Origin of the sequence: Bacillus clarus, assembly GCF_000746925.1 — a bacterium.
GTDB classification, from domain to species: Bacteria; Bacillota; Bacilli; order Bacillales; family Bacillaceae_G; genus Bacillus_A; species Bacillus_A clarus.
This window is the reverse complement of the sequence record NZ_JMQC01000009.1, coordinates 223,559-248,990: the sequence shown is the minus strand read 5'-3', so window position 1 is coordinate 248,990 and position 25,432 is coordinate 223,559. Positions and strand designations below refer to the sequence as shown.

The window sequence follows — 25,432 nt, the reverse complement described above, 5'->3', positions numbered from 1 at the left end:
ACTTAAAAACGATTTTCCCATAAATCAAATTACTAAACAATCTTTCCAAGTTAAGACTGTCGAAAAATATTTTAAAAGGAATGTTACTAGAATTCAGTCTTCTGAAAACCAACCGTTCTAACGACAAATAAGGCGCCTTTTTTATAAAGAAATCCATCATGATGATTTTGGGATGTAGCTAGAACAAATCATACAAACAAAAGTTCTTAGAAATATATGTTATTTTACAATATATTATTCGAATTGAGAGTACCAATAAACACTCAATTTGCTTCAATTTCTGTTTGAAAGTTGGATACTTCATGATATTTCACCAGCCTGTATTGTTTCAGTAAATTCCATATGTCACATATCTTCATTCTGTAAACTTTCCCCATTTATGTTTTACTTAAAAATGGGACGGCTAAGGTAATTGTGTACCTAACAATATACAATTTACTCCTAGCAGGCGTAATCTTTCATTTTTGATATTGATAGAAGCACTCTATTTCCATCTGCCACAATACATTCACATAAATCATTATTTTACTAACATAATCCTGATTTTTCACATAACTCACATAAATATTGATGATTTTTTATAGATATGTGAACGTATTTTATACAAATTATTACAAATAGGTATGAAAATATTTGTGGAATTTTAAATAGTTGCAGCACATTTATACATACAGGTGTATAAAAATGACCCTATTAATAATAGGATCGAGAATATTTGTCTATGATAAAGAATTACTAAATTAGTTTTTAATAAACGTATCAATACGAATAGCCCTCTACTTTGATTTTTTCAAAATAGAGAGCTGATTATGGTTAGTTAGCTTCTATTACCTCAAGTACGTCTTCTGCTGTTGTTACTGGAATACCAGTGCGTATTAACTGTTCAAAGGCACGCATAAAAGTAATTAGATTGAAATTATCAGATACTTCAATAATGCGAAGCTTTTCTTTAGGTAGTTTTATCTATCTTCTCAATGAACAACTCACATATATCACTAGGAATAAAGCATTCTTTATATCCTCGAGCCTTTCGGAGTTCACACATTTCTATTTCTAAAGCCATGTAAGCATTTAGATTTGTGCCCTGTTCATAAGCATATTTTCTAAACAGCGTTTCTTCTTGATACTTTAGATAGTTACGGTGATATGCTTCTTCTGTCACAGGGACAGCAAATTTGCATTTTAATAACTCATATGTTTTACGGAACAGTTTTTTTATGTTTCGAAGAGAGTACATAGAGAAATGCAATCCAAAATCAAAGATAGCTTGTTCTTTTGGCACATGTTGTGCAATAAGAGAATAAATTCCCTCTTTAACAGCAGTATCAAGGATTTGATATTGAGATGTTTGATTTAATAACTTTTTCAACGTATACACTAATTTTTTGGAATATTCTTCATTATGATCTATCATGTCACGCAAGCTATGAATTACGCTACGAATTTGTCGATGACACGTATATTTAAGTACATGAATAAATTTATTCATGTCATGTGCGAACTCACCAATGTTTAGCTCTTAAAGTACAGATTCAATAAAACGAGCTTTACGGGCATATGTAGCTCTTGGTGTTAATGGATCTCAATATTGTATCTCTCCTGATTCTTTTGTACATAAGAAATCTGTATGTATTGATAAATATAAGGTTGTATATCTTTTTTTATTTTGAACCCCTTTTTGTAGTTTGCAAATTTTGAACAAAGGAGCCCCTGTACATGGTAATGCAGTTGTTAGTTCTGCTATCACTGCACGAATTTGATGCGGATATTTCTTATGTAGAAAGCGATACATTCCGCCAAAATGAGTTTTATTCCCTCTTTCATCTTGTTTGTCTAAGGAACGTTTTAGAGTAGTTTCGCTATGCTGTTGCATTGCAATGTCCACGAATAGCTTCTTCGCTGCAACTGACAGTTCAAAGAAAGCTTTTGTAAATACAACTGGGCTAATATAAACATAAGCATTGGCTTTTTCAGTTTCTTCATTCATAAAATGCGTTAGCTTAATTGTATATCGGCCATCTGAATTTTTTTCAATTGTGATAATGTTATGTAGGCTTAATTTCCTTAGTGCAATGTAGAATTGTGAATGTTGTATGTAAGAAAATTCTTCTTTATATTGCTTATAATCTTCCCACATCATATGTATTGTTACATTTGGAATGACCCCATTTGTATAACATTTCTTATGTAGATATAAGAAGACCTCGAGATCTGCGTTTGTAATTCCATATAGTTTATATTTTCTTCCCATAGTCTCTGAAGTAGTAGACAGTATACGACGTAAAAAAAATGGTTTCACCTGTGACACAAATCCATCTACATCCTCAACACGTTCTTCATATGTCATATGATTAAGAATATCTTCAAGGTATGTATCTTTAAAGCTATAGTATTTCTCTTCAAAAGTTTCAACAAGCTTTTGCCCAGACTTCAAAGTCACTAAAACTGCATTGGTAGGTTGTCCATTTAGAGAACGTTGATTACGAATAATGAATGATTTGCCCATCTTTTTCACCTCCTAGTTACAAATCCGGAAATATATTCCAAAACGCTATAAAATATACCAAATATGATTATACCAAATCGAACTTTGATGAAATTTTTCCCTTTAAGAGAAAAAATGAAAAGATGAAAACATCCTTAATCCCTTGTGTATCAAGGGATTGAGAAATTAGTGTTATTTTTTGTGGGAACATGATATAGCTATAAATTTTCACGTTAGAAAAAAAACGATGAAAAACCCCCTATAAACATTATTAAATCAACGTTTATAGGAGGTTTTTGCAAATTAGAAAGGGACATGATATGGCTATAAATTTTCATGTTAAAAATAATTGAATTAAGCAGAAAACACCTTGTAAATATTGATTTTTAGGGAATTACCAAAATTCTTTAATATAAAAGGAACATGATAAGGCTAATTGAGTTTTCATGTTTGAATGAAAAAAGGGACATAATACCGCTGTAAATTTTCCTGTTGTATAAATAGCTAAAATATAGTTGAAAACGTAGGAACTCTTTATATAAAGGGAATCTTGAGGTTTTTATTTGATTTAAAAGGAACATCATATAGCTAATTGATTTCAAGTTTAGATATACAATAATTAAATTCATATAAGAAGGAGCAGAATGTATATGGAAGATGTTCTACAATTGTTTAGAGATGCTTTATCAATAACAGAACCACTTTATAAAAGAAATGAGCAATTGTGGCATAAATGGAATTCTTATTATGTTGAGGTTGAAGCTGATAAAAGTAAAATTGTAACCTCAGAGTACCTTTCTCCATCATTTTCAATGCTTGTGCAATGGTTGGAGCAGCAACAAAGAAACGGTGTTTCTCCTTTAGATATATTTAAGAATATAGACGTGTATAAAATAAAAATTCATGAGACAATTGGTGCCTTTATTGCACAAGAATTTCGTAAAGAAGAGACAGTTAATACTGTAGAGCACTCAATATCGGATGACCCGGATGTAAATATGACGGATAAGTATTTAGAAGTTAATAATTCCGCGGTGTATTATAAATTGAGAGACGGAATTGCAAAGAATCAATTCGAAGAAGATGAAAAAACAAAGCTAAAATCATACCCTATTGAAACCAAGGAGAGTAATGGGCTGGCCCAACTTTCTTCTCATAAAGATGAAGATCTAAGGTTAACCAATATTGAAGAAGCAGCAAGATGGAACACATTAGTAGATGGGGTAATGAGTAATATGGATGATTTAACTGCAGATTGTCTGGATACCATCACAATTCAATGGTTAAATGAAGCAAAATCACCGGATGAATTCATTGATTTTTCATATGTGTAAGTTTTAGAAATGTGTAGTATTTCAAAGGCAAATGCAAATGGCAAAGAATACTATAGAGTAGAAGATAAAATTAAGATGGCTAAACGCATCGCGGCTCTAGCAAGTATTTTTATATATTTAAATGATGAAAATGAAGTAGTAGTATTAAATGATCGTGCTGAAACAGGTCAACAATATGAGGTAAAGCGTGAAGTAATCAAAAGGCTATTTGTATTAGATTCTGTAGTTCTTTGGAGAGATAAAAATACAAATGAATATATGGGAATCGAGTCATGTCGAATTAAACCCGGAAGCTTTTTATCTAGTTATTTATATGGATCTAATAGTACTATTACACTATTATCAAAAAAGGCACTTGAATATAACAACAGCTATAGACATAAATATCATAAACGATTGATTCGTTATTTGACTTGGCAATGGAGAATTCGTCAGATGTTTTCTAGTTTAAAAAGACCGTATTCTATAGGTGGAGATAAAGGTTTGCTAGCGGTTATTGGTATAAACCAAAACCAAAAACCGAATCGTATCCGCGAACAATTTGAAAATGTCCTTGTTGATTTAGAAAAAGAAGGTGTAATCTCTCATTGGGAATATCAAAATGGCTTAGATGAGGAAGAACTGACGAAGAAAAATTGGTTTAAGAATTATTACTCACACTTAGGGATATTCATTTTACCACCAAAGGAATTAATTAACTCAATGGAAAATTTAGCGAAAAAGAAAACGCTAGATACAATACATGAGGAAAGTCATTCAATAAAAATTGAAGAAAAATCATTGGATAGGAATGAAAGTGAACAGATAATTAGAGATAGAATCGAGTTTATCTATATAAAAAGGAACATAACTATGCGAGAACTCTCAGCAGAGATAGGTATATCGCAACCGACCCTATCCAGATTTTATAATAAAAAGACAAAACGCCTCTCTAAAACTGCGATAGAAAAATTAAATCAATGGTATAAAAGACAAATGATTATAGATAAGATGTAAATGAAAACGTAAATTCTTATGAAAAAGAGCCCTATTTCTAGGACTCTTTTTCATATCATGTATACATACTAATTACCAAATAAATTTGCGGTATCCAAATCATCATAATCATCTTCTAACACTTCATCTTTAGATAATGCTTCTTTTTCTGTTGGTTTAGTTTCTGGGCTAGAATTTTGTTTAATGTTTATAGCTGGTTTATCATGTTCTTCTGTCTTTTGTTGAAAATTAATGTTTTCTTTTTTGGTAGCAAGAGTTGAATCATTTAGTAGAATGCGTTTCACGTCATTTAAAAAGTCTTCATCTTGAAGTAAGATTTCTTTTTGCATCTGTTGTTGAATCTTATAATCGGCCACGTCTTCTAAACCGTGTTTATCAATAAAATAACAGACAAGTTTATATAATGAATCAGCTATGTTACCTTGTGATTCGAACCATTTAAAGAATTCTTCATTTTCAATTTTTTTGAGGTTCCAAAAGAAGGAATCTCTCTTCTTTTCAGACATACTATCTCACCTTTTTTCGAGTAAGGATTTTCTTGATAACTTGCATCCCTTTAGCATTCATATCTACTGCATATTTTTCTGGAATCCATAATAAGTACATACCAACTCGCTCACAGTACTCTAATAATTGATTATATAATTCATCTTTAAAATTAACACTTCCCCCACCATATACACATAAAATTTCAGCTTCACTAGCTGTATTATTTACATATTTTTCATCTGTATCTTCCAAGATAAGTTCAGCCTGTTCTACTTTTGTGATATTAAAGTATCCAGTTGCTTCTTCATGATATTTATGGTCTGAATCTTGAAGGATTTGTGAGAATTGTTGGCGTTTTATGTTTGTTCCACGTTCTTGGTTTAATAGCTTAACAGCTTCTTCTGTAGCATGACCAACCCCGCGTCTTTCACCACTACAAGCATCAATTACTGGATTTACGCCAACAGTATATATGTACTCAGTTGTTCCATCACCGATATCACAATGTAAGATTTTTTTATTTTTGAAGAAGGATCCGCTTGCTTTTTTGATTTCAAGTTTTTCTGCATATAGTTTAATGAAATCAACAAACATTTCGTCTTCACCTTCAAGAATAGCAAATAACGGAGGAACGCCTTCTTGAGTAATGTTAGCACTATTAAATGCTAGGCTGACCGTTACTTGTTCTTCCCCTACATAAACAACTACAACATGATTGGAATTAGTAAAACGTTGCTCTAGGTGCTTAGCGTTTACAGGTGTCCATTGGCTTGCTGGAATAGCTGAAATAAGATCAACAGTCACATTAATTGATTGTGGTAGTTGTTCAGTTCTTTCCCATTCAAGTTGAACTGATTTATTTGCAATTAATCCTAGCATATTAATTAAAGGCAAATCATCATTATATTTTTGACCTACTTTAATGTTCATGTTTTTTGGATTCTTTCCTGTTAGCATTGCTCGATTACCAATAAAATACATCCCGGATCTTCTAATAGATTTACTAGCAATATTTACAAACATATTATCTACTAAATTAATTACATTTTTTTGAGTGTTTGTTTCTGTTACATTGGGCATTGAGTAAACGCTTTGATATACGTTTTTCATTTTTATGTATTCACCATTGATGTAACCTTTAAAAGAATCATTCCCAATATCACCTTCAATGTCTATATGAAGATTATTTCCTTTTAAATCTGTCATTATACATCACCTCTATAATTTTTATTTCTTATTTATATTTATTAAATATATTATAACTTAAAGTAATAGAAAAAACAAGAGTTTAGCAGAGGCTGATATTAATCAAATATATTTTAAATATATTTTAAATATATTTAAAATATATATTAGATTAATATCGTTATACAAATCGATAGATTAGTGATTTAATCCTAATGAATATTTATTAGAAATTTATTAGATATTTATATGATGTCTATTAGAGATTAATTAGATAATAACAGGATGCGTTCGATATATTGGTTAGCTTGATTGGACTTTTTAAAGTTTATAGTATGTTTGGAACGTAATTTGTATAAGTCCTGGAGAAGTTTTCTATATTCGTTGTTATGATTCCTTTAAGGGGTTTTTAGAAATTAAAGTAGATACGATTTGTACACGTTATATATTTACATAGAACAATTGATATTCAAATCTATAAAAAAATATAACTAACTAGAGAAACTAAAGTTACACTTAAAGGGATTAATTGTACCTAGCAGTATAAACGTTATTGAGGTGTTATTTTGGTGTTTAATAGGATGTGAACGCCATTCGTTTTTTTAGCGTCTCCACCTTTAATATCAAGGTTTTCGGTGGGAATTCAAAGAAGTGGTTATTGAGATGGATGCGATGGGGATTCTGAATAAATCACAAAAATCGGGAGTATGTGTAGAAACTAAAAAAATTGAAAATTAAGGGTCAAGAGATGTTGGTTTATAAAATTCATGGAAGTATGGGAGTAACTTTTGAATTTCATCTGAATAATAGAAACCAGTTGTTCATTTAATATTTAAAATAATAAGCATAACTGAACTTGCATCATAAGAGCGATTAGGAATTAATGAGAACAGTATATTAATATTACGAACTCCCTCTTAACTTTACTTGAAGTGAAAACACTATTATTAAGAAATTTATATTCTCATTAGAATAAGGATATAAGTTATATATGAGCGTTTATGAAGTGTTGAATTAACGTTTAGTAAGAAGTAAAGGTTTGTATGGTGATAAATTATTACATGCATCATTATAATTATAGGTTGTTTTTACTATCTTTGATCCACGTATATTCATTCGTCTATATAATGTGAATTCACCACCGAAATAATTAAACTTGATATAACCTTCTAGGTCTAGAGTGAAAACGCATATATTGCTTATGAACGTTATGTGTTTTTATAGTCTGCAGAAAGTAATAATAAAAGCATTCACTAGAGTGAGTATTTTGTATATGGTCCAATTTAATTCTTTAAGTTCGAATTTGTTTTTTTGTAAATAAAGGGGTTAGGTTTAAAAGTTTAAATTGAAATGTTTCAAGAGAATTTAATATGTTAGATAATACATTTGAATTCTCTAAAAGTATAAACGTTATCGAGGTGTTATTTTGGTGTTTACTAGGATGTGAACGCCATCCGTTTTCTTAGAGTTTCCACCTGTAATATCAATGTTTTTGAGGATGATTTAAGGAAATACAGAGTAACTTTTGAATTTCATCTGAATAATAGAAACCAGTTGTTCATTTAATGTTTAAAATAATAAACATAACTGAACTTACATTATAAGAGCGATTAGGGATTAATGAGAACAGTATATTAATATTACGAACTCCAGCTTAACTTTACTTGAAGTAAAAGTACTATTATTAAATAATTTTTGAACTACTCATCACTTAACGTCCTAACGAACTGTTTGAAGTGGAAGATTCCTAAGTACAACAACCTATTAGCTTCTAATTCATTAGGCTATCCCCGTAATTTCTACGGTTAAGAGACGAATCGCTGCGTTTCTTAGATTTAATCCTGCGTTAACATCTCTATTGTGATGTGTGCTACAAGAATGGCAATCCCACTCACGAAGATTTAGATTTTTAACGTATTTGTTTTGATGACCACAATTTGAACATAGTTGACTAGACGCAAACGTATTTGATACAACAACGACTTACTTCCTGTACCATTTTGCTTTGTATTCTAACATATTTCTGAACTGTGACCATGATACTTCGCTGATTGCTTTTGCAAGCTTTCTATTTTTGAACATATAACTGATTTGTAAGTCTTCCATACTGATGACATCGTGGTTTTTGATGATTTCAGTAGAAAGTTTATGTAAGTAGTCAGTTCTTGTATTTGTAATATGTTCATGGATTTTTGCTACTTTTACACGTTGTTTATTCCAGTTCGAAGAACCTTTCGTTCTTCGAGAAAGGATGCGCTGTGCTTTCGCTAACTTTTCTTCTAATGTTCGGAAAGATTTAGGGTTAGTATAGGTTGTTTCATCAGAAAGAATGGCAAAATCTTTTAGCCCCACATGGACACCAACAGAAGAACCTGTTTTTTCTACTGGTTGCACTTTTGTTTCCGCAAGAATAAACACAAAGTATGTACCGCTTGGGTTTCGTCTGATCGTAGTATGAAGAATATGCCCTTCTACTTTACGACTTTTGGCAAAGCGAATAAGGCCAAGTTTCGGTAATTTTATTTTGTTGCCTACAATTCCAATATTTCCGTTCGTTTGCTTCGTTATGTAGATTGAACTTTATTATTTTTAAACTTGAATCGTCGCGTATCATTCTGTTTCTTAAAAAAACGTGAAAAAGCATCTGAATTCCTACAGTATAAACGTTATCGCAGTGTTATATTAGTGTTTAACAGCACGTGAACGCTACTCGTTTTTGTAGAGGTTTTTATTGAGGGAGATGCGACTGATACTAAGATAGCTTATAAAGTTTGATAACAGATGTACAAACTGATAAGGCTGAACGTTGAGGATTAAGAAGGTTTTGTTTGTGAAATTTAGGAGGATATTAATTTAACTTTTCAATTTTATTCAAATGATACAAACGATTTACTCATTCCATACTTGTAATATATAAGCATAATTTAAGGAACATCACAAGGATTAATCTACAAATTAATATAGCTATAACAGCATATCAATGAAGTCTGGATAATATAGTCCTACGCTATATCTAGACATAAATTATTTGCTAATATTAAAGCTGCATCATTATGTCTAAATCGTATCGTTATATTTAAGGTTAAAATATTCATTGTAACAAGTACTGAACGCTACAATAACGATCATACTTAATGAAAACAAAATTTTAATAGAGTAAGATATTTTCAACGTAGCTTCGCTCTATGTAAAAGTAGTATTAAATAGTAATATAAAGATAATAAAATATAAAAGATAATCTTTTTAGTATTCAATATATAATTTCATTACAACAAGATTAAAAGTCATTGGATGAGCGCTTATAAAGTGTTAAATTAACGCTTAACAGAACATGAACGCATAGCGTTCATAATTCGTTAGACCCATTTATATAAGGTACTAAGGTATATTTATTTGGGGTTTGAAATGTAACTTTAGTATGGGGATGTTTTTTATTAACAGTATCCGTTGTCATGGCGTTCATAAAGATTAATGATTTAGCAATAATGAGAGCTTTAACTAGTAGGAGTATTTTATTTTACATTAGTATAATTAAATTAAAGTTTTAATATTTCCATAGTACGGAGGTTATTGATTTGATTTTTTGGAAACTCATTGATTTATATGCATTAAATAATCTACATAAAAAACGGAGTAAAGAGTATCAATATTCTTTTTCAACGAGCAATAATCTAGATTATACGAACATAGAATCTTTTTACAAAGTGGGCTCTACTGACATCTATCTCGACATAAATTATTTAAAGAATACAGATTATAGTTACGGGAAATTTCAGTATCCAAGTCCAATTCAATCTGGGGACCTACGAAATGATAGTGTAGTAGGAGAGGTCTTCATACATAATAAGAAGAATAGACCTAATGTCATATTTGTTCATGGTTGGCGAATGGATTCTAACGAGCGGGTAAAAAACATATTTCATAATAAAATTATGAAAGAGAACCCGAACAATCTCGTTATAGTGGAGAGTACATGATTAGCGCCAATATTGAACGAACAGTGCATGCAAGTAGACAAGCAGTAATGGATTTAAGAGCGTTAATTCAGTGGATTAAAGTGAATAAAAGTGGTCCAGTAATTCTAATAGGCATTAGTTTAGGCGGATTTATTACAAACCTGACAGCTCTTGTTGAGTCTAAGATTGATGCATTAGCATCAATCTTTTATGCCAATCGAATGTCCCACTCAATATGGAAGACACAACCTGGTAAATATATTAAAGAAGACTTACAAAAACATGGGGTTTCCTATGGGGATTTATCAAATTGTTGGGAAATTATAGAACCTAGTCACTCTTCCCCAAAAATTGATAAAGAAAATATTTTATTAATTTCTGCGAAGTATGATCAATATGTAGATATTAACGATACTGAGTATCTTTGGAATTCATGGGAAAGGCCAAAGAGATATGTATATAACTATGGTCACGCTGGAATTGTCTTAAAACGTAATAGAATTGCAACTGATACTCTAAATTTCATACAAAATCGAATTAAAAAATGATGAGTACATTTTAGTGTGAATTTAGTATGAACGCCTAGCGTTCATACTGCGTTCTGCCTTTTAATATCAAGGGATTAATATATCTTTGATTTGTTTGAATTAAGAAAAGTATTTTGGATAAGAATGAGAAAAAACAGGAATTCTTGAGTTTTTTTCAATTAACAATATTATACTCTAATTCAATTTACCTTCCCTTCATTGTATTTAGACAGTATGTATGAAGCCTAGTAAAAATGTATGGATATATGAATGTTTAATGAGTGTTAGCTAGATATATATTATTAAAAAATAAAAAAAGCGGTAGTTACCGCTTTTTTTACAGGCTGTGGAGAAAGTCTTCTCCACAGCCTTGTTTTGTGTCTGAACCTCTTTTTATGTGTCAACACTGATAAAAAAGAGGAAAAGGAGAGGTTTTTTATGATGGGTGCATTAAAAAATCATCGTGATGAACGTGTATCAGTTTCTGTAGAAGAATTAGTTCCACAAGACCATTTTCTTCGTGCGATTGAAGCTACAATCAGCTTTGATTTTATTGAAGAGAAGTTACGCCCCTATTACTGTGAAAATAATGGACGTCCTTCTATTCATCCAATCGTTTTATTTAAGATGATGTTTATTGGATATTTTTACGGTATTCGCTCAGAACGTCAACTAGAAAAAGAGATTAAAACCAATATTGCTTACCGTTGGTTTTTAGGATTTTCCCTATCAGATCCAATTCCAAATCATTCTACCATCAGCTGGAATCGCCGTACGCGCTTTATTCATACAAATATATTTGAAGAAATCTTTGATGAAATTGTACGTCAAGCGACGGAACACCGTATGGTGGGAGGACGTGCCTTGATGACAGATTCTACGCACATTAAAGCGAATGCCAATAAAAATAAATTTGTACATAAATTTAAAAAAGAAAAGCCAAAGTTTTATATAGAGGAACTAGAGGCTGCGGTTATGGAAGATCGTGAAGCTCATGAAAAAAAGAATTAAAACCTAGAAAGGAAAGTGATACCCCTACTAAAAAAATTCGTATAAGTACAACTGATCCAGATAGTGGCTTTTTAATGAGGGATGGAAAACCGAACGGTTTTCATTTCTTAGATCATCGTACGACTGATGCGAAGTACAATGTGATTACAGATACCTATATAACGGCTGGAAATGTAGCGGATTCCGAGCCGTATTTAGCACGCCTCCAAGCTCAAATTGATAAATTTGGATTCGAAGTTGAAGCTGTAGCACTTGATGCCGGTTATTTTACAGGTTATATCTGTAAGAAATTATCAGAACAGAATATATTTATGGTGATGGGGTATCGCCGATTTGGAAAACGGAATAAAGAAGTACCAAAAAGTCAATTTAAATATGAAGAAGAAACAGACGTATTTGCCTGTCCAATGGGATGTATTTTAGAATATGCGACAACGGATCGAGAAGGATACCGTCAATATAAATCTAATCCAACAGATTGTGCCGTTTGTCCATTGCGTGATAAATGTTTCTCAGAGAAACAAAAACAAAAAGTCATTACGCATCATATTTGGGAAGAATATAAAGATATCGCAAGAAAAAACAAATTAACAAGTACGGGTAAAAAGCTATATAAAGTACGCTGTTCTACAATTGAGCGGAGTTTTGCGGATGCCAAAGAACTACATGGCTATCGGTATGCCCGGTTTCGAGGGGTGAAGTATGTCCAAATGCAGGCCTATCTCACTGCAGCCTGCCAAAACATGAAAAAAATGCCCTTCACCTGACCAAAAAGGGTCAGGTGAAGGGCTATTTTTTGTGTTTTTATCATGTATTACTATTTTGTACGAATTTCAGAATTCATACATTCCAGAGTGTAGGAAACCCTAAAGGGTTTCCAAACACTCTGTAAAAAAAGCGGTAGTTACCGCTTTTTTTACTAATTCGGATATATGTTTGATAGAACATGAAAATCCGTATTAGTTTCGATTGAATAAACGTTGAATGAACGTTTTTTTAGTGTTATCTAGCTGCTCTTGGCGATCTTCATTTAACAATTGAATTGCTTTATCCAGTTTTTCCTGTAGTAACTGAATTTGTAAATCTTTTTCTTCCTTTTCTGAGCGTTCCTGTAATAATAAATTAATAATATCTTGGTTTTGTTGTACAATTTTTTCTTGTTGGTTAAACATATAGGAAAACTTATCTTGAATTATTGAAATATCCGTTTGTGAACGCTTCTGAAGTGTTATTTCAGTATCAGATTCTTCTTGAACGCTATCCGTTTTTTGTTCGTTTTCTTCAATTATATCCATGCTTCGTGTAGCAGCTTCTTCTAATTTCCAGTTTTGATTTAAATATTCCTTCATTTGCTTTAAGACATCTATATCATTTTCATAGTAAATTCGTTGATTACGTTCATTTCTTTCAAAAATATAATCCATTTTTTCTAGCTCGATTGACCATCTGCGAAGTGTATTGGTGTTAATATCTAATTGCTTTGCTACTTCTTGTGCAAAATATCCGTATTCCAAACTTCACACCTCCATTATTTGTGTGTTAGATACTGTTTCGTTATTGAGAAGATCTTTCCTTTAAGTTTAAAGGTGACAGATAAAACTTTTTATACTCATATCAGATCTCTTGTATATATACCAATATATTAAGTTAGTCTATGTATCTAGTGTTATGGTTCTTCCAATGATAAGCACTACTCGTTCTCATAACGTTCACCTGTAAAAGTAAAAATATGTTTATACGACAATACGTTAATTAAAAAACTCTTTTAAAATTAACTATTAGAAATTTGTTATCGATATAAGAATTTTACTAGATATGTGTAATAGAATCAAAGCTTTCATTAATAGAATTAGCAATCAGCTAATATTCTTTTAATTAAAAATATATAGAAAAAACAAACAGAAAGTACATTTCTTTGTGAACGCTATCCGTTTAAGTAGCGTTTTATAAGCGTATAACAGCTTGTAAAGTAAGTATTCTTCTGATTTTTTTAATGTTCTAGATATTATGTATTATTTTTAGGAACCAAAAATGAGTTAATCTTTGCTAAAAGTGGATTTTGGATGTTGTAAGGTTTTATCAAAGACTAAAAGTATTGTATGAATATTAAATGGGGCATAGTTTTAAAAATCTCATTTTTTGATTTCATGTGTATTAGTATAGACTATCTTTTTCAACTGTATTCATTTACTAATCATAATTTGATATAAAATATAGATGTATATGGGGGGAAGAACGAGGTGGACACAATAAATTTAGGTATATATTAATTTTGACGAGAATGATCTGGCGTTAAACATATTGAAAGAAGAGTATCAAAAGGATAAACAAGAATTTAAAGTCATTTTGTTATATTTAAGGGAAGCAAATACAAGGAGGATACATAATTCTTTGATATGGAAAAAAAAGTAGAGGAAACAACAGTACCAGTGAAAAAAGCTGCCTCAGAGCAAGCCACTGCTAAAAAAGAAGAAAAGAAGGAAAAAGCAAAGAACAAAACTACAACTAGCAAAAATCCTGCTGCTTCCAAAGCAACAGATTGTCTAGATATTATCAATGCAGAAACGGTTGTACGATATGTAGTATTTGGTGATATACCGTTAACGGATTGGTTTACAGAGGAAGAGATTACACATGGAATTGCTGTTCAAAATGAAGATTCCACAGATGTAAGAAAAATAGAAGCAGAGGACATTCGCGTAAAATTGGAGCAACGATATCCTTCGTTTGTTAAAGGCTTAACAGTTATTAAATTTTACGAAGATACGAATGCGCTGATTCCTATTTTAACTGTAGGCGCAAAAGGAGCAAGTACTGTAGAGGGACAATCAATTCTGGATTGTCCCTATTCTTTTGGTGCTTGGAGAAACCACTTATTACCTGGTGGAGAGATTCCAAGAATACTATTAATGGACTTTATCACCATTGCACAAGGGATATCTCGTAAATTCGGGTGTGAGGTTCATTCCGATAGCTCTTTCAATGGAGAACGTGGTTATTTTATGGATTTTCCAAATCAAAAGGTGGCAACTGAGATTGTAATTCCAAAAACGAATATAGAGGTGCAGTGTATAGCCATGAAAGTAATGGAATTACATAGTCATCATCGTTTCTCAGCTGAACCAAGTGATTTAGATAACCAAAGTGAACGTGCTCCTATCTTTTATGGAATTGTCGGAAGAATTGAAGATGTATTCCCAGAATTACGTGTACGGACATGTATGGCAAATAACTTTTATTCTATTCATCCAAACCTCATATTTGCAGGTGAGTATTCAGTTACAGGAATTAGCGAAAATCCTCCATCAGCGTGATTTGAATGTAACAAGATATTACTCTGAACCCACTACAAGTCAAATAGCTGAAAAGGTTGAAGAATTGCATAGTGTAATTTCAAACTATGTTGACTTAGATAAAGCTATTCTTCGCAGTCCTGAAGAACTTCAGCAGGAATGGAAGGAACACAAAGCCAAAGTAGGTGTATATAACAATGTGTTGGGTGGTACTTGCGTCACAGATAAAGTATGTCCTGTAAAAATGGCATGTTTAGGATGTGTAGCAAAAATTCCGCAACCTGAAAAGAAACATGAATTCATTGAAGTGGTTGACTTATCTAAGGATATGGAAAAGCGGTTTGCCTCCATGGGTTTAACGGTTGAAGTAAATAAGGCGAAACAAATGAAGAAATTTGCGAAAAACGAATTAAGGGAAATTGAACTCATTGAGAAATGTCGGGAGGAGCAGACATATGAACCAGACGTTTCCTTTAAAAAATAAACGAACATGGCTCAAGGAGGTTCATGAATTTCGAAGCCAGCGTTCTCTCTCATTAGGGAAAGAGGCAATTGAGCTTCTGGTCAAACAAAACCTTCCTGTTACACTCAAGACTGTATCAGAGAAGTCAAAAGAGATTGATCCCGAAAAAAAAGGGATTCATCAGAATACCATACGAATAAACGAATACTTGTATGAGTGTTACAAACAACATAGTCTAACGTATAAGCAAAAAGAGAATACTAAAAGTATGAAACCGAACTTCAACGCTGATATTGATTTTCGTAAAATAAAACCAAACCGAAGTGTCGAAAATAAACAAAGAAAGTATATGAAGTTATCAAAAAAGAACTTGTACAGCGCTTGCTCCTTGCGGAACAATATATTGATGATAATAATATTAAATGGGTAACAAAGCATTTTGAAACATTTAAATAGTGATACAAAACATATGTAATTCTTCTTAAAAGGAGGATTGCTTTTTCTTTTGCTCTGATTGAAAGTTTTATAATATGGAAATATGATACAATTAAGCATAGTATTTAAAGCTATTCTTATGAAAAAATAAATATGGGGAATTATTTAACAACTATAAATCACGATTTACAAGGATTGAAAAAAATAATGTTAGGAAGCCTTTCTTCTCCTAATTTTAACTCAGCTCCAATATTTTCTCTTTTCCGTGATATTTGTATAACTCTTTATGAAACTAACAAAGTATTAAAAGAAGATGGAGTAATTAGTTCTGATTTACCAAATATAGAAGTAATTAAAGAAATCCGTCATAAAGTAAAGACTAATCAAGGCTTTAAAAACAGAGAAATCTTTAACAAACTCTTAGATGGACATAAAAGTGTTTTTGGTAACGATATAGATAATCTAGGATTTTATTTAGATAATGATATATTGGCTAGCACTACTTTATTTCCAACTTTCGTTTTCGCTGATACCACTTTGTTTAATATATTTGATAAAAACACGATCCTAAACTTTACATCCAATATTAGTTCATTGGTTCAGAAAATTCTCAACAAGATTAATCAACCAATAAATTTAGACTCAAAACCATTAAAAAATCTTAATGAGAAAGAATATATACTAAAGGATACTTGGGACCAAATATTTTTTACAAAAGATATAACATATAATGTGTTTTTAACTCGTCTTCTTCTTATTCAAAATGCACTAACTACCTGTATTTGGTTAGAAAATCACTTAGACTATAATTCATCAAAATTAAATTTTGATAAATACATTCTATTACATTTCACATCCACAAAGTTATTTGAGATAATGAGGAACTTACTAGATATTAAAAAGATACTTGGACAACATTGGAATAACTTCAACTTAAACACATTAGATTATTTGCTTGGTGAATACGAAAATACACTTAAAGATGAGATGAAAACCCTAAAAGATATGCTTCATTATAATAATAAGGGAATTAATTTTTATGATTATATCCAGAAACAAACTAGAACAGATTCGAAATATCCAGATAAATTAATTAAAATTATATTTAATGACTATATTTATAAAATCAGAAATACTATATCTATTACCATCAACATTCAATCTTATAAAACCATGAGTGACTTTGAAAAGATATCGCGACGGTTAAAAAGTTATTCTTACGGAATTAATACAACTGTTGATTTAAAATAAAGTTGCGAAGCTTTACCCTTTTGGACACTTTTTCCTGAAGGGGTGTTTTTATGACCAAAAGAAAAATAACATCTGAATAAAAGGTGGATTTATATGCCTAAAATTGACAATATACTAGCAATTCTATGGATGCTTAATTCAAGTAAAAAAATTACTGCGAAACAAATTTCAGAAAAGTTAGAGATAAATATAAGGACCGTTTATCGTTATATTGATACACTTTCAACAAGTGGTGTACCTATAATTTCAGAAACAGGCCATAATGGTGGATACACTTTATTGAACAATTTTATTGAAGTTCCTCTTTTTTTTGATTTTGAGGAGCAAACCTCACTATTTCACGCTGCTGTTTTTGCGGAAGAAGCCGGATATTATGGAGGTGAATCACTAAATAGGGCTATTTCAAAGCTAAGCAGATATTCAAATCAAGAACAGGAAACAAAGATAAACCAACGTTTAACCAGTCTTGAAGTAATAAGTCGATTAAGTTCCCTCTCTATGGAGCCTTCCTTGAAGGAAGTGGAGCAGGCCGTAGCTGACGGATACTCTGTAAAAATTCTATACCTTAAATGTGGCGAAGAACAATCAACATATAGATTGGTTGATCCGTACAGAATTATTTATTGGAATAATAAGTGGTATGTGATTGGATTTTGTCATCTTAGGAATGATATCCGTAGCTTTAGAGTAGATCGAATTGAAAGCTTAATGCTAACTGAAAATAAGTTTAACCGACCAGAAAATTTTTCAGCACGTGACTTTTTTATGGGCAATCTTCTTCCAACTATAGAAGGTAAAGAAGGGATTATCCCGTTAGTTATTAATGGGAATACAAGAACGTTGGATGATATTTGCCAACATTGGTTTTTTGGACATTATTTACAAAAACGGACTTCAACTCAAGCAGTATTTCTTCTTGAAAAAGATATGATACATACATATGTACCTCATTTACTTTTACCGTACGGTAAATCTATTCAAATTATTGGGCCAATAAGTCTTAAGCAAAGACTTATTGAAGTTCTGTCGGAATTAATAAAATTTCATCAAGTATGATAACTTCCCTGACGTTAGCTGTCAGGGAAGTTATATTATAATAGGCTATATTAATTGTGACTGGAGCGTTATTCGATGCAAACAAAAAAGGTTTATCTTTATGTATTTAATACAATGTCAGACTGGGAATATGGATATTTAATTGCTGAACTAAACTCTGGAAGATATTTCAAAAAAGATTTAACCCCTTTAAAAGTAGTTACAGTAGGATCTAATAAAGAAATGATTACTACGATGGGAGGACTGAGCATACAACCAGATATTTCTCTTGATGAATGTACGCTTGAAAGTAAAGATCTTTTAGTCTTACCTGGAGGGACTACTTGGAGAGAAGATATTCATCAACCTATCTTAAAAAGAATTGGTGAAGCTTTAAAACTTGGTACTATTGTTGCTGCAATTTGTGGTGCAACTGAGGCCCTTGCGAATATGGGATACTTAGATTCTAGAAAACACACAAGCAATGACTTAGAGTATATTAAAATGGTCTGTCCTAATTATAAAGGAGAAAAATTTTATGAGATGAGACTTGCGGTATCTGGTGAGAATTTGGTTACTGCATCAGGGGTAGCACCTCTGGAATTTACGATGGAAGTACTGAAAAAATTAGATGTATTTGCACCTGATACATTGCATTCATGGTATAACCTAAATAAGACTCATAAACCTGAATATTTCTTCCAGTTAATGAATTCAATAAATAGCTGAACTAATATGTTTATGGAAGAAAAAAACGTACAAAAAACTCCTGAAGTTGTTAAAAATAGAATTGGAAACTAAATCTATTTTTAATCTTATTGAACAACCGTGTGCCTTTTTCTTTGGTAATGATGTTGGAATGACCTTCAAGAATCGGGCGCGATCGTGGAGTAGCACAGGCAGAAAATGATCAAACTTTTTTATAACACCGAAACATAAACCTGCTGGCTAAGAAACCATAGAATACAGTTTAACATGATATTTTTAACCAAACTTTATTTTAAAGCAACAATAACAATATTTATTTGAAAAAAGGATAGAACAAACAGAATAATTCTGTTTGTTCTATCCTCTTCTCGTATTCTTATATAATGTGTGACATTATATATTTCTTTTTGTTGAAACAAAGATTAATTCGAATTTCTTGAATCTAAATAAAAAAAGGACAAATCTCGCCCTGGTATGGATACGTAGGTTTGTCCTTTTGTATGTGGGTAAATGATACATTTAATTACAATTATTGTAACTTGTTTAACTAATATTTGCAATTATGTTTGAACTGTTATTAACAAGCGTATTAGTAATATAAAAATCTCTTATAAATATATATCTTATATATAAAAAGAATTAAAGATAAAACTTTTATAGGTAGTGAAAAATAGAGAGGAGTCTTACTCTAACATGGGACAATTTAATTTAAGAACATAAAAAATCATAAATAGTAGAAAATGTCTCCGTGAATTCAATGATTATTAGACTTTCAAATCTACAAAAAAGCAGAAAGGAAATTATATGTTTCTACATGAAATCGGAAGGAAATTGATACAAATCACATTATATATATTCAACCCTGTAAATATGAATAATTTTCTTTATTTTGGTAAATGGAGCAGTATTATCGATTAATTATCAACAATTTGTTCAGATATCATGGATATTTGTTAACATTACTCAGTTTTTACACATAACCCACATCATTATTGATGATTTTTATTAGATGAATCCAACAACACTAGTATCTTCAAGAATCTTGGGAATATATTATTCACATTTGATCATTTTTGTCCTCATATCCACTGCTTTTATAAATTTCTTTCTGTTTTTTTGTAGATATAATAGGTAGGTTGTGACTACACAAGAAGAATTCTCACAAGTATTTTGTGGAGAGTTATGTATAGGTAGAAGGAGATTTGTATAAAAGTGCATAAAAAAAGACTACATTTTACATGAAGTCCTTTGGATTTGGTATTAATAAATAGAGTAGTAGAAAAGAATTGCTAATCAAACAAACACGAATAGCCCTCTACTTTCGATTTTTTCAAAAATAGAGAGCTCGTTATTATTATTTTGTTTCCATTTCTGTTAGAACCTGATCTGCAGCTGTTATTGTCATCCCAGCACGTACTAAACGTTCAAATGTACGCATAAAATCTAGCAAATTAAACTGTTTTGGCAGCTCAATTACACGAAGTTGTTCTTGTGGTAGTTTATCAATTTCCTCGATAAACCATTCTCGTACATCACTTGGAATCGTACGTTCTTTATGACCACGAACTTTTAATTTTTCACGCATTTCAATTTCTAAAGCGATATACGCATGTAAATTAACCCCTTGATCATATGCGTATTTTCTAAATAACGTTTCTTCCTGGTATTTTAGGTAGTTACGGTGATAAGATTCTTCAGTCATTGGTACCGCAAACTGCTGTTTCAGTAGTGCATGCACATTTTTAAACATCTTCTTAATGTTGCGAAGAGAGTACATGGAATAATGTAGACCGAAATTAAAGACAGCTTGTTCACGGTCACTATTTCTCTCTTTTGGTATATGTTGCGCAATAAGAGGGTAGATACCTTCTTTGGCTGCAGTATCAAGAATTTGATATTGAGATGTTTGATGCAATAGTTTTTTCAATGTATATACAATTTTCGTTGGATATCCTTCTTTTCGATCAACCATGTCACGAAGTCCACGAATTACACTGCGAATTTGACGATGACAAGTATGCTTTAAAACATGAATGAATTTATTCATGTCTGAAGACAGTTCACCGATATTCATTTCTTGTAAAACTGCCTCGATAAATTTCGCTTTACGAGCATATGTAGATTTTGGTGTAAATGGATCCCTATGTTGTTCTTCTCCAGATTCTTTCGAACATAAGAAGTCTGAATGGATAGATAGATATAGGGTTGTATATCGTTTTGTATTCTTTACACCTTTTTGCATTTTGCAAATTTTGAATAGGGGATTACCCGTACATGGTAATGCAGTTGTTAATTCTTCGATAACCGCACGAATTTGATGCGGATATTTTTTATGTAAGAAACGATACATCCCACCAAAGTGAGTTTTGTTGCCTCTTTCGTCCTGCTTGTCCAAAGAACGTTTTAAAGTCATTTCTGTATGTTGTTGCATAGCGATGTCTAAGAATAGCTTCTTAGCTGCTACAGATAACTTAAAGAACGCCTTTGTAAATACAACAGGACTAATATATACGTAAGGATTTGCCTTTTCAGTTTCTTCATTCATAAAATGAGTGAGTTTGATTGTATAACGGCCATCTACGCCATTTTCAATGGAGATAATGTTATGTATGCTTAATTTCTTTAAAGCGATATAGAATTGAGAGTGTTGGATATAAGCAAATTCTTCTTTATATTGCTTGTAATCTTCCCACATCATATGTATTGTTACATTTGGAATGACGCCATTTGTAAAGCATTTTTTATGTAGATATAAGAACACTTCAAGATCAGCATTCGTAATGCCATATAATTTATGTTTTCTTCCTGTTTTCTCTACAAGTGCAGACATTGTGCGACGTGAAAAAGATGGTTTTGCTTGTTCGACAAATCCTTCTACATCCGCAATACGTTCTTCGTATGTCATGTGCTGCAGAATATTTTCTAAATATGTATCTTTATAGCTGTAGAATTTCTCCTCAAATGCTTCAACAAACTTCTGCCAAGATTTTAATGTTATTAAAACAGCGTTTGTCGTTTCTCCATTTAAGCTACGCTGATTTCGTATAATAAATGATTTCCCCATCTTTTTCACCTCCGATCTGCAAATCCAGAAATATATGCCAAATTACTATAAAATATACCAATTTTGATTATAGCAAATCGAAAAATGATGAAAGATGCTCCTTTAAGGGGAAAAATTGAAACTTGCAACAGCCTCTAAAACCAAGTGTATCAAGGGATTGGAGAATTCTATTAATTTTTTTTGTGTTAAGGATACCGCAAACGTGTTGCAAGTTGAATTATATGTATATGAATAAGTGAAAAAACAAAAAATCCCTTGATATATAAGGGATTTGAGTGAAAGCGAAAGAAAAGTTAGGGTAAGGATACCGCAAACGTGTTGCAAGTTAAGAAGTACGCTTATTAACCATAAATTATATCGATTATCGTTGATATGATAGGGTTTATTAGCGTTTTATGAATTGCAATAGGGTAAGGATACCGCAAACAGTGTTGCATCTTATACAAAAAATAAGGGTAAGGATACCGCAAACGTGTTGCAAGTTGAATTATATGTATATGAATAAGTAAAAAACATCGAACCCCTTGGTATATAAGGGGTTCGAGTGAAAATGACAAAAAAGTTAGGGTAAGGATACCGCAAACATGTTGCAAGTTGGAGAGTAAAGGAGAGGCAAGCGCAAAAGGAATGTAAGTAAAGAAGAATAGGGAAAAGAAAGAGCAAACATGTTGCAAGTTGGAGAGTAAAGGGGAGGCAAGCGCAAAAGGAATGTAAGTAAAGAAGAATAGGGAAAAGAAAGAGCAAACATGTTGCAAGTTGGAGAGGGTTAAGGAGAGAAAAGCGCAAAAGGAATGCAAGTAAAGAGGAATAGGGAAAAGAAAGGGCAAACATGTTGCAAGTTGGAGAGAGTTAAGGAGAGAAAAGCGCAAAAGGAATACAAGTAAAGAGGAATAGGGAAAAGAAAGAGCAAACATGTTGCAAGTTGGAGAGGGTTAAGGAGAGAAAAGCGCAAAAGGAATGCAAGTAAAGAGGAATAGGGAAAAGAAAGGGCAAACATGTTGCAAGTTGGAGAGGGTTAAGGAGAGAAAAGCGCAAAAGGAATGCAAGTAAAGAGGAATAGGGAAAAGAAAGGGCAAACATGTTGCAAGTTGGAGAGTAAAGGAGAGGCAAGCGCAAAAGGAATGTAAGTAAAGAAGAATAGGAAAAAGAAAGAGCAAACATGTTGCAAGTTGGAGAGTAAAGAAGAATAGGGAAAAGAAAGAGCAAACATGTTGCAAGTTGGAGAGGGTTAAGGAGAAGAAAGAGCAAAGGAATACAGGTAGAGAGGAGTAGGAGAAAGAAAGAGCAAAGGAATGCAAGTAAAAAAATTTAAGGTAAAGTAAAACGGAAAAGAAGTACAAGTTAAATGAAATAGGGTGAGGAAACAGCAAAACCTTTTGATTATCTGTTACAATAGATTAAATATAATAGTAGTACAGATTTCTATTATGAAAACTACTTTGTTGTGATCCATGGTTTAGGGAGGAATATAAAGTGGATAACTTATTGCAAATGTTCCGAGATGCATTGTTAATCTCTGAGCCAATTTATAAAACGAATGAACCTTTATGGAGTAAGTGGAATGCATACTTTAAAGATGTTGAAAACAATAATAATAAGGTACTAACCTCATCTTACGCTTCACCTTCATTTACTGCATTAGTATCGTGGTTAGAGAAAAAGCAAGAGTCCGGAATTACATTAGTACAAATTTATGCAAATATTGATTTATATAAGGAAGAAATATATGAGGAAATTAAAGGATGTATAGAAAAAGAATTTCAGGATGTAGTTTCTTCAAATTTTATAGTTTTAGAAACCGATAAAAATACAAATAAAATAAATACAGTGAACCAGGAGGATTATTACGAAGTAAATAATTCTGCTGTGTATTATAAACTAAGAGATGGAATTGCAAAGAATCAATTTGAAGAAGATGAAAAAAGAAAAGTTTTACAATACCCTATTGAAACGAAGTCTTCTAATGGTGTTGCTCAACTTTCTTCACATAAAGATGAGGATCTAAGACTTACAAATAATGAAGAAGCTGCTCGATGGAATACACTTGTTGATGATGTAATGAGTAATATGGATGATTTAACGGCAGATTGTTTAGATGCAATTACCATACAGTGGATAAACCAAGCAAAATCTCCAGACGAGTTCATTGATTTTTCTTATGAGCAAGTTTTAGAGATGTGCAACATTCCAAAGACAGTCGTCAAAAATAAAGAATATTATCGAGCTGAAGATAAAATTAAAATAGCAAAGAGAATTGCAGCTTTGGCAAGTATATTTATTTATCTAAATGATGATAACGAGGTTGTAGTATTAAATGATCGTGATGATGAAGGAGAACGATTAGAATTAAAACGTGAGGTTATTAAAAGGTTATTTGTATTAGATTCGGTTGTATTGTGGAGACATAGTGTTACAAATGAATACATGGGTATAGAATCTTGTCGCATTAAGCCAGGCAGCTTCTTAACCAATTATTTATATGGATCAAATAATACAACGGCTTTATTGTCTAAAAAAGCACTTGAATACAATAGCTATAGACATAAATATCATAAAAGATTAATTCGATATTTAACGTGGCAATGGAGAATTAGACAAATGTATTCATCATTGAAAAAGCCATATTCTATAGGAGGAGACAAGGGATTATTATCAGTAATGGATATCCAAAAAGAATGGAAACCTAATCGTATTAGAGAACAATTAGAGAATGTATTAATGGATTTAGAAAAAGAAAAAGTAATTTCTCATTGGGAGTATAGTGAAGCTCTGGATGAACAACAAATTGGGAAGAGGAATTGGTTCAAAAATTATTATTCTAACCTAGGAATAACTATTTTACCGCCTGAAGAAATGCTACAGTCAATGGATAGGGTAATAGGAATAGGAAATAAAATTATAGAGGAACCTCAAGAACAACTACCTGTAGTGGCAGTTGTTGAAAAAGTTAGGAAGGTTGTAGAATCAGTCGAACAAAGAGAGAAGAGAATTCGTGACCAAATATTGAAAGTGCATAATGAGAAAAATGTAAGCATTCGTGAAATAGCAGATGAAGTGAGTATTTCGCCATCTACATTGTCTAGATTTTGTAATTATAAAACAAAACGGTTATCTAAAAAAGCTTTAGAAAAGTTAACAAAATGGTGTGAAAGACAAGAAATACTAGAAAAGATGTAACTTAGATTAAGGCCTAATTTTTA

General features: G+C 31.7%; 10 protein-coding genes and 6 pseudogenes. 10 read left to right on the top strand and 6 right to left on the bottom strand.

Features of this window, described 5'->3' with window-relative positions:
* Positions 1-813 precede the first annotated feature (813 nt).
* Positions 814-2,506 (bottom strand): annotated as a pseudogene (locus DJ93_RS27915) (hypothetical protein).
* Positions 2,507-3,135: 629 nt separating this feature from the next.
* Between DJ93_RS27915 and DJ93_RS27910 the strand changes: the two are divergent.
* A pseudogene (locus DJ93_RS27910) lies at positions 3,136-4,815 on the top strand (helix-turn-helix domain-containing protein).
* Between the two features lie 68 nt (positions 4,816-4,883).
* On the opposite strand, the gene DJ93_RS27905 reads toward DJ93_RS27910, so the two are convergent.
* The 3 genes and pseudogenes from DJ93_RS27905 to tnpB all read right to left on the bottom strand — a co-directional run.
* The gene (locus tag DJ93_RS27905; protein WP_042984683.1) at positions 4,884-5,321 is read right to left on the bottom strand and encodes a hypothetical protein; all 438 of its coding nucleotides are present in this window, start codon (positions 5,319-5,321) and stop codon (positions 4,884-4,886) included.
* Position 5,322: 1 nt separating this feature from the next.
* The gene (locus tag DJ93_RS27900) at positions 5,323-6,510 is read right to left on the bottom strand and encodes a ParM/StbA family protein (RefSeq protein WP_042984681.1); all 1,188 of its coding nucleotides are present in this window, start codon (positions 6,508-6,510) and stop codon (positions 5,323-5,325) included.
* Between the two features lie 1,758 nt (positions 6,511-8,268).
* Positions 8,269-9,137, bottom strand: a pseudogene (gene tnpB / locus DJ93_RS27895) (IS200/IS605 family element RNA-guided endonuclease TnpB); the annotation flags it as partial.
* Between the two features lie 927 nt (positions 9,138-10,064).
* Between tnpB and DJ93_RS27890 the strand changes: the two are divergent.
* Positions 10,065-10,993, top strand: a pseudogene (locus tag DJ93_RS27890) (alpha/beta hydrolase).
* Positions 10,994-11,410: 417 nt separating this feature from the next.
* Positions 11,411-12,779: pseudogene (locus DJ93_RS31710) on the top strand (IS1182 family transposase); the annotation flags it as partial.
* Between the two features lie 163 nt (positions 12,780-12,942).
* Here DJ93_RS31710 and DJ93_RS27875 read toward each other — a convergent pair.
* Positions 12,943-13,497, bottom strand: coding sequence for a MerR family transcriptional regulator (locus DJ93_RS27875; protein WP_042984680.1), 555 nt, complete (start codon positions 13,495-13,497; stop codon positions 12,943-12,945).
* A gap of 882 nt (positions 13,498-14,379) precedes the next feature.
* Between DJ93_RS27875 and DJ93_RS27870 the strand changes: the two genes are divergently transcribed.
* The 6 genes and pseudogenes from DJ93_RS27870 (at position 14,380) to DJ93_RS27845 (ending at position 19,189) form a co-directional block, all read left to right on the top strand.
* Positions 14,380-15,297 (top strand): hypothetical protein, encoded by a 918-nt coding sequence (locus DJ93_RS27870; RefSeq protein WP_042984677.1) that lies wholly within the window; start codon positions 14,380-14,382, stop codon positions 15,295-15,297.
* A pseudogene (locus DJ93_RS27865) lies at positions 15,275-15,760 on the top strand (site-specific integrase); the annotation flags it as partial. The gene DJ93_RS27870 and the pseudogene DJ93_RS27865, both read left to right, overlap by 23 nt.
* Positions 15,732-16,169, top strand: a complete 438-nt coding sequence (locus tag DJ93_RS27860) for a hypothetical protein (protein WP_338151490.1) — start codon at positions 15,732-15,734, stop codon at positions 16,167-16,169. The pseudogene DJ93_RS27865 and the gene DJ93_RS27860, both read left to right, overlap by 29 nt.
* Positions 16,170-16,327: 158 nt before the next feature.
* Positions 16,328-17,425 (top strand): hypothetical protein, encoded by a 1,098-nt coding sequence (locus tag DJ93_RS27855; protein WP_042984674.1) that lies wholly within the window; start codon positions 16,328-16,330, stop codon positions 17,423-17,425.
* A gap of 93 nt (positions 17,426-17,518) precedes the next feature.
* Positions 17,519-18,481: a helix-turn-helix transcriptional regulator gene (locus DJ93_RS27850; RefSeq protein ID WP_042984673.1), complete on the top strand. Its 963-nt coding sequence runs from the start codon at positions 17,519-17,521 to the stop codon at positions 18,479-18,481.
* 75 nt (positions 18,482-18,556) lie between these two features.
* The gene (locus tag DJ93_RS27845) at positions 18,557-19,189 is read left to right on the top strand and encodes a type 1 glutamine amidotransferase family protein (RefSeq protein ID WP_042984671.1); all 633 of its coding nucleotides are present in this window, start codon (positions 18,557-18,559) and stop codon (positions 19,187-19,189) included.
* A gap of 1,333 nt (positions 19,190-20,522) precedes the next feature.
* Here DJ93_RS27845 and DJ93_RS27840 read toward each other — a convergent pair.
* Positions 20,523-22,232, bottom strand: a complete 1,710-nt coding sequence (locus DJ93_RS27840) for a hypothetical protein (protein ID WP_042984669.1) — start codon at positions 22,230-22,232, stop codon at positions 20,523-20,525.
* A 1,473-nt stretch (positions 22,233-23,705) separates the two neighbouring features.
* On the opposite strand from DJ93_RS27840, the gene DJ93_RS27835 reads away from it, so the two are divergent.
* Positions 23,706-25,409 carry a helix-turn-helix domain-containing protein gene (locus DJ93_RS27835; protein ID WP_042984667.1) on the top strand — a complete coding sequence of 568 codons (1,704 nt, stop codon included), beginning with the start codon at positions 23,706-23,708 and terminating at the stop codon, positions 25,407-25,409.
* Positions 25,410-25,432 lie beyond the last annotated feature (23 nt).

What these genes read in the sequence shown, in the direction of transcription:
- DJ93_RS27905 (WP_042984683.1), bottom strand. Translation starts at nt 5,321, where the DNA reads ATGTCTGAAAAGAAGAGAGATTCCTTCTTTTGGAACCTCAAAAAAATT.
- DJ93_RS27900 (WP_042984681.1), bottom strand. Translation starts at nt 6,510, where the DNA reads ATGACAGATTTAAAAGGAAATAATCTTCATATAGACATTGAAGGTGAT.
- DJ93_RS27870 (WP_042984677.1), top strand. Translation starts at nt 14,380, where the DNA reads ATGGAAAAAAAAGTAGAGGAAACAACAGTACCAGTGAAAAAAGCTGCC.
- DJ93_RS27860 (WP_338151490.1), top strand. Translation starts at nt 15,732, where the DNA reads ATGAACCAGACGTTTCCTTTAAAAAATAAACGAACATGGCTCAAGGAG.
- DJ93_RS27855 (WP_042984674.1), top strand. Translation starts at nt 16,328, where the DNA reads ATGGGGAATTATTTAACAACTATAAATCACGATTTACAAGGATTGAAA.
- DJ93_RS27850 (WP_042984673.1), top strand. Translation starts at nt 17,519, where the DNA reads ATGCCTAAAATTGACAATATACTAGCAATTCTATGGATGCTTAATTCA.
- DJ93_RS27845 (WP_042984671.1), top strand. Translation starts at nt 18,557, where the DNA reads ATGCAAACAAAAAAGGTTTATCTTTATGTATTTAATACAATGTCAGAC.
- DJ93_RS27840 (WP_042984669.1), bottom strand. Translation starts at nt 22,232, where the DNA reads ATGGGGAAATCATTTATTATACGAAATCAGCGTAGCTTAAATGGAGAA.